The organism is Bdellovibrio sp., from assembly GCF_036384735.1.
In the GTDB taxonomy this organism is placed as follows: Bacteria; Bdellovibrionota; Bdellovibrionia; order Bdellovibrionales; family Bdellovibrionaceae; genus Bdellovibrio.
In genome coordinates this window covers 72,391-88,229 of record NZ_DASVLT010000048.1, presented here as the reverse complement: position 1 = coordinate 88,229, position 15,839 = coordinate 72,391, and the positions used below count along the sequence as shown (strand labels likewise).

Sequence of the window (15,839 nt, the reverse complement as noted above, 5' to 3'; positions counted from 1 at the left end):
CCGGTTGAGCGCAGTCGTGACTAAGTCCGCCTGATATATTGGGGTATGGTCGAAAAGAAAAAGCTGCAACACCCACAAGCTCAGGCCTTGACTCTGTCGTTTTCTGTGACAGCTTTAATTTTCTATATTCCCGCCAACGTATATCCTTTCATGACCATCGAGATGTATGGAATGAGGAACACCTCGACCGTTTGGGGTGGCATCGTGACTTTGGCGGACAAAGGTTCATGGGCTATTGCTGCCGTCGTTTTTCTTGCCAGCATCGTAATTCCCTTTGTGAAACTTGCGATTCTTTTTTATCTGACACTGACGGATTCAGATCAGAATAATTCCGATTTAAAATTAAAACTATACCGGTTCGTCGAAGCAATTGGTCGCTGGTCGATGCTTGATATTTTCTTACTTGCTGTTGTTGTCGCTGTTTTCAAATTTGGTCATATGGCCCGTGTACAGCCAGGCATTGGCTCGTTGATGTTTTTATTTGTCGTGATTTTTACGATGCTAGCCTCTGCCTATTATGATCCTAGCTTTTTAGAGGAAAACGAGAATGGAAAGTAATCAACAAGGCTTGGGAAATATAAAATCCAATTGGTATGTGTGGCTATTTCCATTCATAGCTTTGTGTATTTGCGGATTCTTACTATTTCATTATTTGATGCATCGGGGACCTCGAATTAAAATATCCTTCGAAGATGGCGCGAACATTCAACCCGAAAAGACAGAAATTCGCTTTCGCGGAGTTCCTATCGGAATGGTCCGCGACGTTGAAATCTCCAAAGATAAAAAAGAGGTCATCGCCGTGGTGGATTTGCAGAAAGATGCAAAAGGTCTCGCGGTTGAAGGTACGAAGTTTTGGATTGTAACACCACGAGTGTCTTTGCAAGGAGTCTCGGGACTAGAGACCATCATCGGTGGGCCCTACATCGCGTTGACTCCCGGAAAGAATGAAGGAAAGCCAGAGAAGGAATTTAAAGGAAGACTTGGGCCGAATGAAGCTGATGAATCCCAAGAAGACACAGTTTCATATTTTTTGGAAACGCCAACGTCAGAGTCCATTAACATTGGTGATGCTGTGACTTTTCGAGGTTTAAAAATCGGAACCGTCACGAAGATCGCGTTGAATAAAACAGGCCAGCTTGTGCAAATTCAAATTAATATCCAGAATCACTACGTGCGATTGATTCGCACGAATACAGTATTCTGGAGAAAAACCGCACTGCAAGCTCACTTAAGCATTTTTAAATCTGAAATTAAGATGAGCTCGCTTGAATCCATGTTGAAGGGCGGTGTTGAACTTTTCACACCTACAGACGCAGGTGAAATAGCGAAAGCTCAGACAAAGTTTGCTTTACAAAATGGTCCACCAAAAGATTCTGATAAATGGAATCCAAATCTGGAGAACAAATGAAAACACTGGTGATATTCTTAAGTTTTGTCATAGCGTTACCGGCTTATCCTTGCACCCGAATTCTATCAACGACCCAGAATAAAGAAGTTATCGTTGGCAGAAACATGGACTGGCCCGAGGACACACAATCAAACTTTTGGGTTTTCCCTCGAGGAATGGCTCGCGAAGGTTTGGCAGGAAACAATCCTGCAAAGTGGACTTCAAAATACGGAAGCATGATTTTGTCAGTTTATGATGTTGGAACTGCGGATGGAATTAATGAAAAAGGTCTTACAGCCAATTTGCTGTATCTTTCTGAAAGTGATTTTGGGGCTCGCAATGACAAGATTCCAGGAGTTTCTGTTAGTTTGTGGGCGCAGTACTTCTTGGATAATTTTGCGACAGTGGATGAAGCAGTGACTTCGTTGAGGAATTCTCCGATTCAAGTTTTGAACGCCAGCGTTCATACTGTGGTGGGTCCTAAAGAAGGAACTGTGCATCTGGCGATTTCGGATAAAACAGGTGATACGGCGGTGATTGAATATATCGCAGGCCAACCACAGATTTATCACAGCAGAAATTATAAAGTGATGACGAATTCTCCACCGTTCGATGAACAATTGAAAGGCTTAAAACAATACAAAGGATTCGGTGGTGATAAAGAGCTTCCAGGAACAACAGCGGCAGCAGATCGTTTCGTGCGCGCAGCTTTTTATGAAGAACGTCTGCCAAAGACGTCTGACTATCGCGAAGCCATTGCGGGAGTTTTAAGTGTGCTCCGCAATGTCTCGCAACCTTTCGGCGAGTCGGATCCAATCAGACCGTATATCTCGACAACAAGGTGGCGAGTGGTTGCGGATTTGACTAAAGGGACTTACTTCTATGAAAACACGATGAGCCCTAATATTGTGTGGGTGCAAACTGCGAAGTTAAATTTCAAACCGGGTAGCGGAGTCAGAAAGATTGGCCTTGTGAAGAACTACGATCTGATCGGCGATATCACAGGCCAGTTCAAACCCGCAATGCCATTTAAGTTCTTAAAACCAAATATGACCGCGGGATTGAAGGCTCAGAATTAGATTTGAAACAAATCGACGCAAAGGCAGGCAACGTCCTCTTCGGGGGATGGCTTGATAATATCTGCACATTCTTCGAGTGCGCGGATGAGCTTTTCGCGAATTTTTGGAAGGTCTTCTTTCGCAACCGAAAACGCTAGTGAGTAATGAAGATCTTCCTTCAAGTTATTATCTAAATTCTGAATTGTCTTCATTCGCCAATTGCTATGATGCTTGGAAATTAACGGTGAGTCGTTTTCGAGGTGAAGAAATGGATTTGTTGTATTGTATGTATTCAAAGATTTTGTCGCAAGTCCTTTGCTGCAAAGAAAATTAAGGATCTCTAATACCCGTGACGACGGAATTTGAAATCTCTCGGTCAATTTTTCCACAGTCCTCAACTTGGGAACAGTTAAGGCGATATGAATTGCAGCGTATTGCCAACTGCTATAGTAAGTCGCTTGGTCCTCACGAGTAAGAGTCTCTTTAATCTTCAATCGTTCTTTTAAAAGATTGTTCTGAGTGCGGTGTTCGCGGATTAAGCGATCAAAGAACTGACGAAGTTCTGCTGTGCCTGCTCTGTTTTGTTGAAGAATTAGGAGTAAAAATTCGGTTTCCTCTTTGCTCAAAGAGAAGTGTCGAGCGGCGGCTTCTATTTGTTCAAGACTGAAATGGCTATCACCGGACAAAACATGGGTAATATAAGCAACTTGGCAGTTAATCGCATCTGCTAGTGCTTTTCTTTGTCCACGTCCCCCATTAGGAAATGTCTCCATCAAATCGATTAAAAAGCTTTTATAGCCTGAGTAGGCGTAGATTGATTTCTTCATAATTTAGTAATTCTAAAATAGATAGTTGATTTTTTAGAAAGTATCAATAGAAACTTTTGCACGTTCGCTGGTATCGTGAATCCAATTCGATGAACCTATAATAAGAATATTTATATTCGAGGATGATATGAAACAGTTTGTACAACGGACGCTTCTTGCTGCGACTCTGTTTGTTTCCATGACAAGTTCTGCAGCTATTTTACACGATGGTGGTATGAGTGGCGGAGGCGGGGACACAACCGTTGCCAATCCAGCGGGACCGAACCGAATCACTGAAATACTTTTTTCATCTCGCCAGAGTCTTTACCTCTATTTTAATAAACTGAGCGCTTATCCCTATGACATGGATCCAAAGATCGATGCCATCAAAAATAAGATGCAAGATGTAATCTTATCCTATCGAATTTATGCATCGATTGACGGTTGCCAAGATAAATTCGGTAATGATGTAGATGGCAGCATGTATTCGCCGAAGGAAAAATCTATCTGCATCAGCCTTAAAAATTTAGGGGCGAAGCTTGCTGTGGATAATGCGGCTTCTCAAACCATCGCTTTGGTTGCTCATGAGTATTCGCATTTATTGGGATATGATGAAGAGGACGCCGTTTTTGTGCAGAACTGGGTTTTGCAAAGTTATTCTGGTATCGCCAATTATCGCGCTGACGAATTGCTAAAACAAATGGAACAACAGTTATATAGTATCAATAGTTTCGTTGTGAATATGGCTGAAGAAAAGAATCAGAATTGGAACGTTGCTTGTTATTTATCGAATCAATTGGATGAGTCATTCGGACAAGTTCTAGATCGTAGTGAAACTGGGATTCTTTCATTCTTTAACTCACAATCGGTCAAAGCATTTAATAGTTTCGCAGCAAAAGTAATCGCTCTGAAAGAGGGAACTTGTCGCTTCAGTGATTTTTATCCAGCGAAAGATTCATACAAAGTCGACTATCCAAAGTACTTCAACGGTCAATCGCAGATTACTGATGAAGAGTTTGCGAAGGCAGATCCTCTTGTCTCAGGTCCTTTTTTAGGAACTGTGATGATTAAGAAGATTGATAGTTTGACCGATGCCTTAGCCGAAGCCAAAGATATATCTAAATATATTAACCAAGCTATTCTTGATGTGCAAACTGCACAAAATCTGGCTCAGTTGCCGATTCAATAAATTTTCGAAACAAGGGTCATCGTTCTGATGACCCTTAAAAATTAGAAAAAAGGAATTTTATGAAACCATTAAGAGGTCTTCTTGGTCTTGCTATAGCTTTGTCTTCAGTTCAGGTTTGTGCTCAATCCGCAAATGTTTCCGATGTGGCCGCGGGATCTTCTTTATCGGGAGGCAGCTATGGAAATCGCCAAAGCAAAAATCTTACAATGCAAATTCAGCCTGTAGGGATCGGTGCCATCGGAACAAATGAGTCGGAATTCATTCTAGGATTTCATTTGGATGGCAATAACATTCTACAAATTGAAGCGGGCATTGGTAGATCCGACTTCGCGCTTAATAAATGGGATGGGCAATCTGAAGATAAAGAGCTTTTAAAAGGACAGTCCGTCGGTTTTCACTACAAGCACTTTTTAGGGAACTCCTTATATGTTAAGGCCGGCGCTGATTATCGCGAAATAAAATATCAAGGTGAAGTCACATCGCCTGATTTCGCAAACATCGAGGGAACTTCTGGGGTTGCCAGTGTTCTTATCGGAAGCCAATGGCAGTGGACTACGTTAACAATCGGCTGTGATTGGATTGGTGGCGGCATTCCATTTGCGCAATATTATTCATCGACTTACGGAAACTCGTCGTCGGCGATCGCAGATGCTAAAAAGAAATATCTGGAGACTGCTTTTCTGGAGGGAATGAGAATCTATGTCGGTGCTAGTTTCTAGTTCGGTGACTTGAATCGACCTTCGAGGTCGATTCGAGTCATGGGTGTCCCGCGAGGGAGTGCGACTGCGGGCCGTAGTGGCCCTTGCGCCTTCGGCGTGATCGCTTTGCGATCATCGAAAAAATGCCGTCATGGCATTTTTTGGAACCCCCAAAGTTCATGAGTTAAAGTCCAAGTGAAGTACTAAGGTACAAATAAAAAAAGCGACCACTTTGGGTCGCTTTTTTTATTTGTAGATTTGGTGCCCCGCGAGGGACTTGAACCCCCACGCTTGCGCACTAGATCCTAAGTCTAGCGTGTCTGCCAATTTCACCAGCGGGGCAACACCGTTTTAGCGGAAACAAAGATTTAGCGAACTGTTGTCGCTAAATCAACGAAAATTATTTCTCTGCGATCAATTTTTTGTAATCTGGGGCGCGCATAAGGTTTGCGAGCTCTTTTTCAGTATCCATTTCGATACGGATCAACCAACCCTCGTTCACTGGGTCGTCGTTCAATACAGATGGATCGTCACTCAAAGCTGCATTGATTTCGATTACAGTGCCAGAAACAGGTGCGTAAAGGTCGCTGACGGCTTTAACTGATTCGATAACGCCGAAAGTTTGGCCTTGAGTGATTTTTTGACCCTCTTCTGGAAGTTCCACGTAAACAACTTCGCCCAAAGAGTCTTGTGCGAATTCAGTGATACCTACAGTTACGATGTTCTCATCAACTTGAGCCCACTCGTGTTCTTTTGTGTAGTAATAATCTTCAGGAATATGGAATGGCATGTGTGGCTCCTTATTTCGAAATAAATGGCGTCTTAACAACAACCGCTTTCACTTTACGACCGCGGATATCCAGAAGGAATTCAGTGCCTTCCTTCGCATAAGCAACATCGATATAAGCGATGCCGATAGGTTCATCCAAAGTCGGAGAGTGTGTACCACTAGTTACCTTGCCGATTTCTTTGTTGTCAAAAGAAAATAGGCTGTATCCCTGACGAGGAATACCCTTCTCAAGCATCTTAAATCCCACAAGATTTTGCTTAAGACCGGCTTCTTTTTTGCCCACAATTTGGGCTTTATTCATGAAGTCCTTTTTCGCAGGTTTCACAACCCAGCCAAGGCCGGCTTCGTATGGATTCGTCGTGTCATCAATTTCGTGACCGTACAAAGAGTATTTCATTTCTGTGCGCAATGTATCACGGGCACCCAAACCGATAGGTTTGACTCCCAAATCTTGGCCTTTTTCCAACAATGTATTCCACAACTCGACAGTGCCCGCAGCGTCTACGAAAACTTCGCAGCCTTTTTCGCCTGTGTAGCCCGTTGTAGCCACCATGATTTTATGATTATGGAAAGTTCCGGCCTTCAAAGTGAATGGTTTCATTTCGCTGACTTTGAAACCGAAAACGCGATCGCAAAGATCTAAAGCTTTAGGTCCTTGAATGGCGATCTGTCCCCAAAGATCAGACTCGTCTGTGATATCGGCGCCCTTATTGTGCTTCGTCATCCAAGCAAAGTCTTTGTCTTTGTTAGAGGCATTCACGCACACAAGGTAATCAGAATTTTTAGACAAGCAATAAACGATAATATCATCGACCAAGCCACCTTGATCATTCGGAAGCAAAGAGTACTGAGCCTCGCCATCATTCAATTTAGAAACGTCGTTTGTCGTTAGCCATTCGAGAGTTTCAAGAGCTTTCGGGCCTTTCACGCGAACCTCACCCATGTGAGAGACGTCAAAAAGTCCTACGTTGCTGCGAACGTTGTCATGCTCTTCACGAAGTCCTGTGTACTGGATCGGCATAAACCAACCAGCAAAATCAACCATGCGAGCGCCCAATTTTTCATGTGTAGATGCGAGAGGTGTCTTTTTCATGGCTGCATAATGACCGTTCCTATAAGATTTCGTCAATGGGACTTTCCTTCGGGCTTGCGCGCAAAATCAGGCCCATGCTACTTTCCCGGCCTATACCCGGCTCCGCCGGAGTAGGAGACCATGCCGAAATTATCGCCACGAATGCTCACAATTTGCGACCACTTGATTCCCGGAGAACCGGTTTGGGACTTCTGTTGCGATCATGGTTACATGGGTTTGCGTGCCTATCATTTGGGGCAATTTCCCGAGATTCATTTCGTCGATCAAGTTCCGCACATCATCGAAAAATTAGAATCGCGTTTCTATAGCAAACATCAGAAACCTGAGCTGCCACAAAAAGTTTTTTTCTGGGCCGCGAGTGGAGAAAACATAACCGTTTCTTTACAGGGAACTGCGATTATCGCTGGCGTTGGTGCGCACACAATTCTACAAATCCTTCGAGGACTTTTCGATCGGGACGGCGGCCTTCAAGCCTCACGTTTGATAATGGGTCCACACAATGACGAAGAGTTTTTAGAGGAGACTTTGTCCTCGTGGGAAGAGTTTTGCTTGAAATTTAAGCCGACGGTTCGTACACAAGTCGTAGAAGGAAGTCGAATTCGTAAGCTATTGATTTTCGATAAAATTCTGTAATGTTCGCGGTTTTTTTGACGCGCCCCGAATGGCATTATTAAATGTCTGTAAGGCTGTTAACAAGACATTGATTATTCGGAGCCCATTTCATAATCCTTGTCCCCATGCAGGACGTAAAAATTAATTCAGACTTTAGACAATTCCTTGAAGATGAACTCGCTCGTCGTAGCCAGAACTACCCACGCTATTCATTGCGTGCGTTCGCTCGACACCTTGAAGTGGACTCGTCATTTTTGTCCAAAATTCTAAATGGCAAAAGGACAGTGACTTTAAGAACTATCCGCATGTTCGGTGAGCGCCTGAACTTGCCTCACGACGACCTTCACAAATTTGCGGAAGTAAGCCGCGAAAAGAAAATGAAGCGTAAACTTGAGCGTTTGCTAGAAAAAATGCCAAGTGAAGAGCGTGAGCAATCAACGATCTCCATCACTGTTGATGAAGCTCGTCTGGCTGAAGCGAAAGAGAAGATTAAACACTTCCGCAAAGAGCTTGCGCAATTCCTTGATGCTGGTGGCCCAAACCAAGGCAAAACATATCAAATCTCTGTTTCAATGTTCCCTGTCGCGGGCTTCGGAACTAGGGATTAAACCTTTAACAATCAAATTCGACTTTAAAAAAACCGGATGAACTAGACAGCATCCGGTTTTTTTATGCCCGAGACTCTTCTTTTTTCTCAGTTAATTCTCATCGAGGCCATTTCAATCGTCGGCGATTGTCCATGGATCAGTTGTTAAGCTATTTGAATGTCTCTTTAACAATTGTTTTTTTAGTAATGGATAAACGAAAATGAAAAAGAACGTGATAATTGCATTGTTGGGTCTTGCATTCGCAGGAGCCTTGTCTTTAGCGCCTGAAGCGCAAGCCGGTGAAGGTCTTTTCAGCCGTGCTTATACAACTGAAACAACTCCAGAAGGTCATTTTGAAATCGAGCAACTTGTTCGTGGCCGCTATGAAAGAAGCTTCGGTACATACAACGCTTACGACTTCAAAACAGAGTTAGAGTACGGCGTGACCGACAATTTCCAAGCGTCTATTTATTTGAATGCGGGAACTATGGATGCTCATGGAGCTCCCGATGACGATGATCCAAAGGGTTCGCAACCTGGTGGCTTCACTCGAGTGAACAGCTATTTCCAAGGGATTTCTTTCGAATTTATTTATCGTGTGTTGAGCCCGATTAAAGATGGTTTCGGTTTGGCATTCTATATTGAACCAGAATTCGATTTCCAAGATATTCACAATGGTCTTCGTTATGATCGTACAATGGCGACTGAATATCGTGTGCTCTTTCAAAAGAACTTCATGGATGATCAGTTGATCCTGGTTTACAACTTGGTATTCGAAAATGAATTCATCCGTTTTCAAGGTGAAGAGCAATGGGCTGGTGAGTTCGATTGGAACAACGAGATCGGTTTGACTTATCGTTTTGCGCCAGGGTTTTTCGCAGGTTTGGAAGCTCGTAACCACAACGAGTTTGGTGACTTCGTAAATCATGAGCACTCTGTTTATTGGGCAGGTCCGGCCTTCCACTATGCGAGCCAAAGCTGGTGGGGGACATTGGGCGTGTTGATGCAAGTTTACGGAGACCCCCACGGAGTTGATGAAAACGGTGTAGATATCAGCGGGCACAATGGCAATTTGTTCTTACGCTCTCATGAAAAGTGGGAAGTGACCGCTAAAGTTGGTTTCCCTTTCTAGAATAAAATTTGTTAAGACCGGCTCGCAGGGCCGGTCTTTGTCCAAAGTTTGATAAAAAGATCCACGTTCATCCATGAACAATTATTAAAACCCCTGCATTTATTTCTAAAAAAACATAATGGCTTAAAGATCAGCGAATCCTTCTCTATAAACCTCGAACTATACAAAACGAGGTTGAGAAAAATGAATGTAAAGGTGCTTTTGTCCCTTTTGATAGTTACAGCTGTCGCTCACGCGGAAGATCAGACGCAAACGGCGCAACAAACTCCGCAGACTTTGGAAGAAGCGGCTAAAAATTATAAACCAACTTATAAAACGAACTTCAGCACCGACATGATGGCGTTCATGAAGAACTCGCCGATCTATAATGGCTTGGGCTTCGTTTATGTAAATCCAAATGGCGTGTCTCCGCAAATCACTCAGTCTGTCATTTACAATACGACAACAGTAAATGTGCCGGTAACAACAACTACGACCGTAACTGTTCCTTACACGTATACAGTTCCTGTTACGACAACTTGGACGACGACTTCAGTTGTGCAAACTCAAGTGGTGACTCCGTATACAATCACCTCGACGACAAGTTCTTTCGATATCGGCAATCAATCCTGGGCGGTCAGTGATGTTAATCACGCTTTGACTGTTGGAGATGCTACAAGCAAAATTCTCGGGAATATTACACCAAACTATTTGAATGGCGAGAAGCAGACATTTTTAGGAAGTCAAACCGATGGCTATTGGGTTGTCCATGGTACCCCGACAAGTGTAACAGACGTTAAAAATGCGTTGGCTTCAAACGGATCTAAAATCCCATGGCAAGCAGACTCTATTGATTTGACGGGTTGGACTACCACGGGTGCTCACAATGTGACGACGACCACGGCGGTGACGAACCCCGCTAATTATGTAGATGGAAATGGTGTCCTTTATCGTGACCGTACAATCACGGTGACAACATACTCTGCAGTGGAAGATCGTTATAAAGAGACAGTTTATTACTGGGACGATACAAACCATAACGGCATTGTTGATGACGGTGATAAAGTTCAAAAGTGGGAAGTTCATGCGACTGGCAACGCAAATTCAGTCACAACAACGGAAACTGGCGAGACAGTTACGACAAAAGATACAACTGTAACGGAAACTCATTCTGAAACTCACAACGAAACTCGTGAAGGCACTAAAGAAGAGACGAGAACTGAAACTCACGATGAGCAAAAACAAGAAACGACTTCTCAAGTCGTGCAAAACAAAAAGAACGTTTGGAAGTTCAGCTTTTCTCCGATTCTTTCTTTAGACATTCAATGGCCGACAAAGGTGACGGCTTTGGATTCTCAGTTCAAAACGAAAGTGGCAACGCCTTCCAACTTCGATAAAAAAATCCAGCTTGCGTCTAGCAACGGAGGTTTCTTGGTCGAGAAGAAGGTGGCGGTCACTGGTGCTGTGGGTGGTGCAGTTGTTGCGGCTTATTCAGCTTGGACTCCGGGCACAGCTTTGACTTTGGGCATGGCCCCGATTGCAGGAACTGAAAAAGTTTATCGCACGATCGTAAAAACCGGTCTTGAAGCGGAGAATGTTGTTGTTCCCGCGACTCCAAGTGCTATGGCAGATCTTAAGAAGATGAAGGTTGGCGACTCTTTGAGCTTTGCTCAGATGGGCGGCGTGATGTTCTCTGCGGGGGTAGCCTATGTCGTTGTGAATGTAGGCGTGAACTTGATCGCGGTAGGGCAATGGAAGACAGAGATCCAAAAAATTTCTGACACTCGTTATTACGTGAACCGTTCTGCGGTAAAAATGAACAACTTTGGTGCTGCTGTAGGAACGACTTTGACTTTGGCTTACACTGCTTCTCAATTTAAATCTTCTGATTCACAGTTTTCTTGGTTGTTCGATACTGCGGATGCGCAGGCAGCGAAGGCGATGGATGACTTTGTTTTCAAGGGTATCGCTTTAGGCGCGCAAAAAATGTCTGATTCTAAAGGTCAAACGACGGTTCTTGCGGTTACTAAGCAGGACACCGTGGCTCGCGGTGCTTTACGCACGATCAGCTTGGGTATTCCTTATGTGACTGCAAGTTGGGGTAAGGGTCGTATTAACTCTCACCAAGTGACTCAATACTTCCCGGATAATACTTTGGGTGATGCGAATTATGCGGTTTATATGAAAGCCCGCGATGGTCGCATGTTCAACTGGATTGAAAATGCCACAGTGGCTTTCACGGCATCTCGTTATAATGTTCGCGATGCGAAAACCAAGACCCTTCAGGATTCTGGTTACTATGGCCAGTTTGTTTTCTCTTACACAGATACACACACACGTGATTTTGAGCTTCAAGGTGCAGTAAACCAACTTGTTGCTGTGACAGGTCTTAAGAATGAACTTTATGTCGAGATTCCCAAAACTGGAAATCTTGGCTATTCGTCAGTCGCTTTCCAATTGACGTTCGATAAGTCTGCCACAGATTTCTTGATGGCTTTGGCACAAGACCGCGCGGCCTCTGCAAAACTGGAGCGTGATGCGCAGTCCTTTGTAACTGCCTATGTGCGTGCAAATGGTTTCGACCGCCAAATGGATACTTACCAAGACCCAATCAAAATGTGCGGTATCATGTATGACTTCCACGCGGATGCTTGTATCAATCAAGCGCAAAACGCGACTTTGAAGGCGACTGGCGAAGTGATCGTGAACCTTCGTGATATGAAGGCGGCATTGGATCGCAATGATCGTGAGGCGTTTGCTCAAGCTTATGCTGATTTGGGACGTGCGATGACGACAAGTCCGTTCACTTTCCAAGCCGTTTTGTCTGCATCAGTCGGCGGAACTGCAGGTAAAGGTGTTATGGCGACTTACAATGTTTCCGGCACCCGTTTGAAAAACTATGCCTTGAATCCTACATGGGATGCGGGACTCGTGAATGAGATCTTCCCATTGAAAAAGTAATTAAAACTTTCAATGAATGAATTTAAAAAAGGCTGGGTGAGGAACCCGGCCTTTTTTATTTGTAAGGCAGATTTCAGAATAATCACTGGAATGTTGCCGCAGGTCTTTGAATACTTGTCTTTTCTGTCGGAGGAATTATGACAAGGACTCTTTTATTTGCGATTGTGGGATTGGCATCTTTGGCGGCTCGTGCTGATTTAAAATTTTGTGACTTCGAAGATAAGTTGGTGCAAGTGCATTTTGAAAAATCCGGAGACAGTGTTTCCGGATACGTACGTGAAGCCAATTTGCGAAATGCTGAAAAAGTGGGTGATCCTGCACAGCCACAATATGTGGCGAAAACTCAAGAAGGTCTTTCTTTTGAAATTCAGAACATAACCTTAGAAAAAGTATTAGAACAAAAGAAGATTGGTATTGATGTCGTAGAGTCTGCCTTATTCCGATTGTCCGCCTTCGACGGAGAAGAAGATATGGTCTGGTCCTATGCCGCTGGATATATTGGAAAGCTTAAGTGCCAGTAGGTTTGTGTTTATGAACTTTTAAAGAGGCGATAGATTTTTGCATCACCTCTTTAGAAGGAATGGCGATTTCGACGTAATTATATTCGATTCCGGTATAGACTTTTGCTATGTCGGATTCGTTCACAGTCAATTCGATATAATATCCCTTCGACCATTTCTTTGCGGATTCTTCATCGGTGGTGAAGAACATCGAATCACGTTTGTTTGTAAAAATCTGATTTAGAACTTCTGTTTGCCCTGATTTCAGACTGCGAAGTTGTGCAACTTGATCCGCATTAATTCCCCGATAAAGGGTCACCTTATGATCAATCATATTCGGACTTAGCAAAACATTTTCAGCGTGACCGAACTTTTTTGTGTAGGTCCTCTTCACGGGGTCCCATTGAAACCAAGGTTGCTGGTCGATCAAACTTACTGTTGATGGCGGATTCATGACTCCAAGTCGAGTCATACGGAAATAGCCCTCGGCAAAGATATTTCCATGGAATAGCACGACACCTTCATCAGTTTCAGTAGGGTGATCGTAACTTTCCGCGATTTTTTCATTAAACTCTACTTCTTCGAAGTGTGGTTTCATAGAAGGTCTTAAAAAATAAGATCTTTCATTGCCAACGGTGGAAAGAATGGCGTTACGAACAGCCGACATGTCAGGTTGTGTGTCGAAAAGTTCCGAGCACATATAGGCGGCTCTTGCCGAAGGCAAGAAAAGCAAGCTGGTAATAAATCCTAGAAGGAGTTTATTTAACTTCATCGAACTTAATCACTTTCTTGAAGACATAATGATCAAACTGCGCGGGATCACCGCCAGAGTAAAGTTCAACTTGAGTATTGGTGATTCTGATGCGATCCACACCGAATTTGGTTAAATCCCCAAATCCGTTCATAAGAAGGCGCTGAAGCTTTTCGGCAATGGCAATAGGTGCGCCGATAATCACAAACGGTGTGCGATGCAATAGCTTATTAAAAATATTTCTAATGCTCAATAAAGGCAGCGGTTGCGGGGTCATAGGTCTAATATGGCCATTGCGTAAAAAATAGATCACAGCTTCGGTTTTAGTTTCGTCTTGAGATTCGAAATGAGCGCATAAATACACTGAATCCTCTTTTTTATTCAACTCCACTTCGAACAGAGGCAAAGGAAGAATTTGGAATGCACCGGATTTGTCGGGACGAGCGAAGATTTCGTAATCGCCATCAAGGATTGTGTCGTCATCTTCACTTGAGAGGGTGCCAGAGGTGTTCCCTTGAACTACAGCAGAGTTCTGCTCATTACCGTCGATGTCTCGCCATTGAATCTTTTGAGCCACTTGTTCGATGGAAGAGACTGGGATAAGGCATGCTCCATGACTTAAAATAGGTGTAAAGAAAAGAAGAGCTAGAAGAGTGAGTTTCATGGCAACTCCTCTGCGGCTGGGACAGGCACATCAACACCTGCGCCAGAAGTTCTTACTTTTGCTTGTAGGAAAAACGGTCTTTTCAGCAACATCACATTTATGTTCGTACGTAAATGGACAGTGGCTTCTTGGCTATTTCCATCGTCAGAAGGCCGATGAGTTAAAACCATATCGCCGCTGAAAATAACTTTTCCCTGATCAATGCCGGATGTTTTCAAAGAAAGACTGACTTCGCTTAATTGGCTAAGATAATTTTTTGCCCAGCTTCCGCCTTTTTCGGCAAGAACGGCAAGGGCTTCTGGATCTTCAGGAAGAATGATTTTTAAATCGCCAAGGATGAACTCGTTGTAGCGAATTTTATTTGGATCCATTTTCCAAACGTGGTCGCGAACCCAGTACAACGGTCTTTCAAGGCGCATTTCGATAATTTGCTTAATGAGATGTGACCAGCCGCCAAGTGGTGGACGCCATTGGATCTCGACAGGATGCAGACGGCCTTGATGATCTTTGATCCACGCGTAGATAGTGCCGGCACTTTTGTCTGACTTCATTGAAATCAAGAAGTCTTTTACTAAACAAGGACCGACACCACGGTAAGAAAAATCTTTTGTGGGTTGGTATTGTCTGAAAGTGCACATTGAAGAATTAATTCCTTGTTCTTGCAAGGTCTGATCGATATCGACAACTAGCTTTTTTACGATCCAATATCTAAATGCGTCTAGACCGCCTACGCTCAGCTGCGTAGGCGCAGCGACAGCTTCTTCAGAGCCGCTGGCAAAGCTTTGGCCGACGGAGCCCAAAGCGATAGATATGATCATCAAAAGCATTGTCATTTTCATAATTAATGATTCGCGTATTTAAATTGGATTTTATATCCTTGATCGCTCATCGTTCCGCTGAATTGGCAATCCACAGGCACAAGTTTGTTTTGACCTGTTGTTAGGTCCAAAAGGATTTTGTCTGACTCGCAAGATCCTGAGATATCTTGAATGTTCGGATCTTTGGCATTTGCCTTTTTAGTGGCTTTCAACGAGTGCAAGCGGATCGTCATCAATGCCATCTTCATTTGATTTGTTACTTTCAAAGTCAGCGGGCGAGGAATCCATTTCTTAGCTTTTTTATCGTATGAAGAGAAGAAGCGAGCATCAATGCTAACGGATGCAGGAAGCATCTTTACGTCTACAGCCAACTTTAAATCTTTGGCATCAGCGGATAGCTTTGGAGTGATTTTCTCCATAGAACTATTTTAATCTGAACTGTTTGAATTGACGAGATTTACTTGCCAATCACTGCCGAAATCGATCATGCCGTTCAGGCGAACGCTGTCTGTTTTTACAGTTTCTTTGGCTTGGGAATCGATTGTGATGCCGTCGATATTTAAGTCCACAGCGGATTGTTCTACGGAATTAAGAACTTGTTCTAGAAGTTGTGTCATGATCGACGGTTCTTGTTGCGTTACGGTTGGATTCGCATCCGCCGCCATCGCAGTCGACGAAAGTAGCATAAAGCCTAGAATGAGTTTCTTCATAGAGTCCTCCAGAAGGGAAATAGAGCAATTCCCGCACCTTACCGAGGACCGTGTAAAATTGAGATGGTCTGTCTAAAGATTAGACAGAGGCGCCAAAAGGAAAA

The 15,839-nt window shown here is 43.6% G+C and carries 18 protein-coding genes and 1 tRNA gene; 10 read left to right on the top strand and 9 right to left on the bottom strand.

The genetic code is table 11. From position 1 onward, the window contains the following. Positions 1-45: 45 nt before the first annotated feature. Genes VF412_RS14310 through VF412_RS14300 form a run of 3 tightly spaced genes read left to right on the top strand, consistent with a single transcriptional unit; the run spans position 46 to position 2,466 of the window. Complete coding sequence (locus tag VF412_RS14310) at positions 46-558, top strand: paraquat-inducible protein A (RefSeq protein ID WP_331339932.1); 513 nt, start codon at positions 46-48, stop codon at positions 556-558. Continuing rightward, complete coding sequence (locus VF412_RS14305; RefSeq protein WP_331339931.1) at positions 548-1,408, top strand: MlaD family protein; 861 nt, start codon at positions 548-550, stop codon at positions 1,406-1,408. The genes VF412_RS14310 and VF412_RS14305 overlap by 11 nt, the downstream gene beginning before the upstream one ends. Continuing rightward, positions 1,405-2,466 carry a linear amide C-N hydrolase gene (locus tag VF412_RS14300; RefSeq protein WP_331339930.1) on the top strand — a complete coding sequence of 354 codons (1,062 nt, stop codon included), beginning with the start codon at positions 1,405-1,407 and terminating at the stop codon, positions 2,464-2,466. Before VF412_RS14305 ends, VF412_RS14300 begins: the two co-directional genes overlap by 4 nt. On the opposite strand, the gene VF412_RS14295 is transcribed toward VF412_RS14300, so the two are convergent. After that, the gene (locus VF412_RS14295) at positions 2,463-3,272 is read right to left on the bottom strand and encodes a TIGR02147 family protein (protein ID WP_331339929.1); all 810 of its coding nucleotides are present in this window, start codon (positions 3,270-3,272) and stop codon (positions 2,463-2,465) included. The genes VF412_RS14300 and VF412_RS14295 overlap by 4 nt on opposite strands. A gap of 127 nt (positions 3,273-3,399) precedes the next feature. Between VF412_RS14295 and VF412_RS14290 the strand changes: the two genes are divergently transcribed. Both VF412_RS14290 and VF412_RS14285 read left to right on the top strand, forming a co-directional pair. Then, positions 3,400-4,440: a hypothetical protein gene (locus tag VF412_RS14290; protein ID WP_331339928.1), complete on the top strand. Its 1,041-nt coding sequence runs from the start codon at positions 3,400-3,402 to the stop codon at positions 4,438-4,440. A gap of 59 nt (positions 4,441-4,499) precedes the next feature. After that, entirely contained in the window at positions 4,500-5,159 is a 660-nt protein-coding gene (locus VF412_RS14285; RefSeq protein WP_331339927.1) for a hypothetical protein, read from the top strand. A gap of 238 nt (positions 5,160-5,397) precedes the next feature. Here VF412_RS14285 and VF412_RS14280 read toward each other — a convergent pair. From VF412_RS14280 to gcvT, 3 genes are all read right to left on the bottom strand, one after another. Then, a tRNA-Leu gene (locus VF412_RS14280) sits at positions 5,398-5,480 on the bottom strand. Between the two features lie 58 nt (positions 5,481-5,538). Then, on the bottom strand, positions 5,539-5,928 hold the full coding sequence (gcvH, locus tag VF412_RS14275; RefSeq protein WP_331339926.1) for a glycine cleavage system protein GcvH: 390 nt from the start codon (positions 5,926-5,928) through the stop codon (positions 5,539-5,541). 10 nt (positions 5,929-5,938) lie between these two features. Next, positions 5,939-7,021 carry a glycine cleavage system aminomethyltransferase GcvT gene (gcvT, locus tag VF412_RS14270; RefSeq protein ID WP_331339925.1) on the bottom strand — a complete coding sequence of 361 codons (1,083 nt, stop codon included), beginning with the start codon at positions 7,019-7,021 and terminating at the stop codon, positions 5,939-5,941. Between the two features lie 120 nt (positions 7,022-7,141). Here gcvT and VF412_RS14265 point away from each other — a divergent pair, with 120 nt between their 5' ends. From VF412_RS14265 to VF412_RS14245, 5 genes are all read left to right on the top strand, one after another. Beyond that, positions 7,142-7,654 (top strand): SAM-dependent methyltransferase, encoded by a 513-nt coding sequence (locus tag VF412_RS14265; RefSeq protein ID WP_331339924.1) that lies wholly within the window; start codon positions 7,142-7,144, stop codon positions 7,652-7,654. Between the two features lie 104 nt (positions 7,655-7,758). Next, the gene (locus VF412_RS14260) at positions 7,759-8,241 is read left to right on the top strand and encodes a DUF4423 domain-containing protein (RefSeq protein WP_331339923.1); all 483 of its coding nucleotides are present in this window, start codon (positions 7,759-7,761) and stop codon (positions 8,239-8,241) included. A gap of 199 nt (positions 8,242-8,440) precedes the next feature. Next, positions 8,441-9,352, top strand: coding sequence for a DUF6662 family protein (locus VF412_RS14255; protein WP_331339922.1), 912 nt, complete (start codon positions 8,441-8,443; stop codon positions 9,350-9,352). 183 nt (positions 9,353-9,535) lie between these two features. Beyond that, the gene (locus VF412_RS14250) at positions 9,536-12,292 is read left to right on the top strand and encodes a hypothetical protein (RefSeq protein ID WP_331339921.1); all 2,757 of its coding nucleotides are present in this window, start codon (positions 9,536-9,538) and stop codon (positions 12,290-12,292) included. A gap of 137 nt (positions 12,293-12,429) precedes the next feature. After that, positions 12,430-12,813, top strand: a complete 384-nt coding sequence (locus tag VF412_RS14245; RefSeq protein WP_331339920.1) for a hypothetical protein — start codon at positions 12,430-12,432, stop codon at positions 12,811-12,813. On the opposite strand, the gene VF412_RS14240 is transcribed toward VF412_RS14245, so the two are convergent. From VF412_RS14240 to VF412_RS14220, 5 genes are read right to left on the bottom strand one after another with little or no spacing between them, the layout of a single operon-like run. Next, a complete protein-coding gene (locus tag VF412_RS14240) occupies positions 12,800-13,564 on the bottom strand; it encodes a hypothetical protein (protein ID WP_331339919.1) in 765 nt (254 codons plus the stop codon). The two genes, VF412_RS14245 and VF412_RS14240, sit on opposite strands and share 14 nt — an antisense overlap. Beyond that, positions 13,551-14,207, bottom strand: coding sequence for a hypothetical protein (locus VF412_RS14235; protein ID WP_331339918.1), 657 nt, complete (start codon positions 14,205-14,207; stop codon positions 13,551-13,553). The genes VF412_RS14240 and VF412_RS14235 overlap by 14 nt, the downstream gene beginning before the upstream one ends. Then, on the bottom strand, positions 14,204-15,046 hold the full coding sequence (locus tag VF412_RS14230) for a hypothetical protein (RefSeq protein ID WP_331339917.1): 843 nt from the start codon (positions 15,044-15,046) through the stop codon (positions 14,204-14,206). The genes VF412_RS14235 and VF412_RS14230 overlap by 4 nt, the downstream gene beginning before the upstream one ends. Before the next feature lie 2 nt (positions 15,047-15,048). Continuing rightward, positions 15,049-15,444: a hypothetical protein gene (locus VF412_RS14225; RefSeq protein ID WP_331339916.1), complete on the bottom strand. Its 396-nt coding sequence runs from the start codon at positions 15,442-15,444 to the stop codon at positions 15,049-15,051. Between the two features lie 9 nt (positions 15,445-15,453). After that, a complete protein-coding gene (locus VF412_RS14220; RefSeq protein WP_331339915.1) occupies positions 15,454-15,735 on the bottom strand; it encodes a hypothetical protein in 282 nt (93 codons plus the stop codon). Positions 15,736-15,839: the final 104 nt, after the last annotated feature.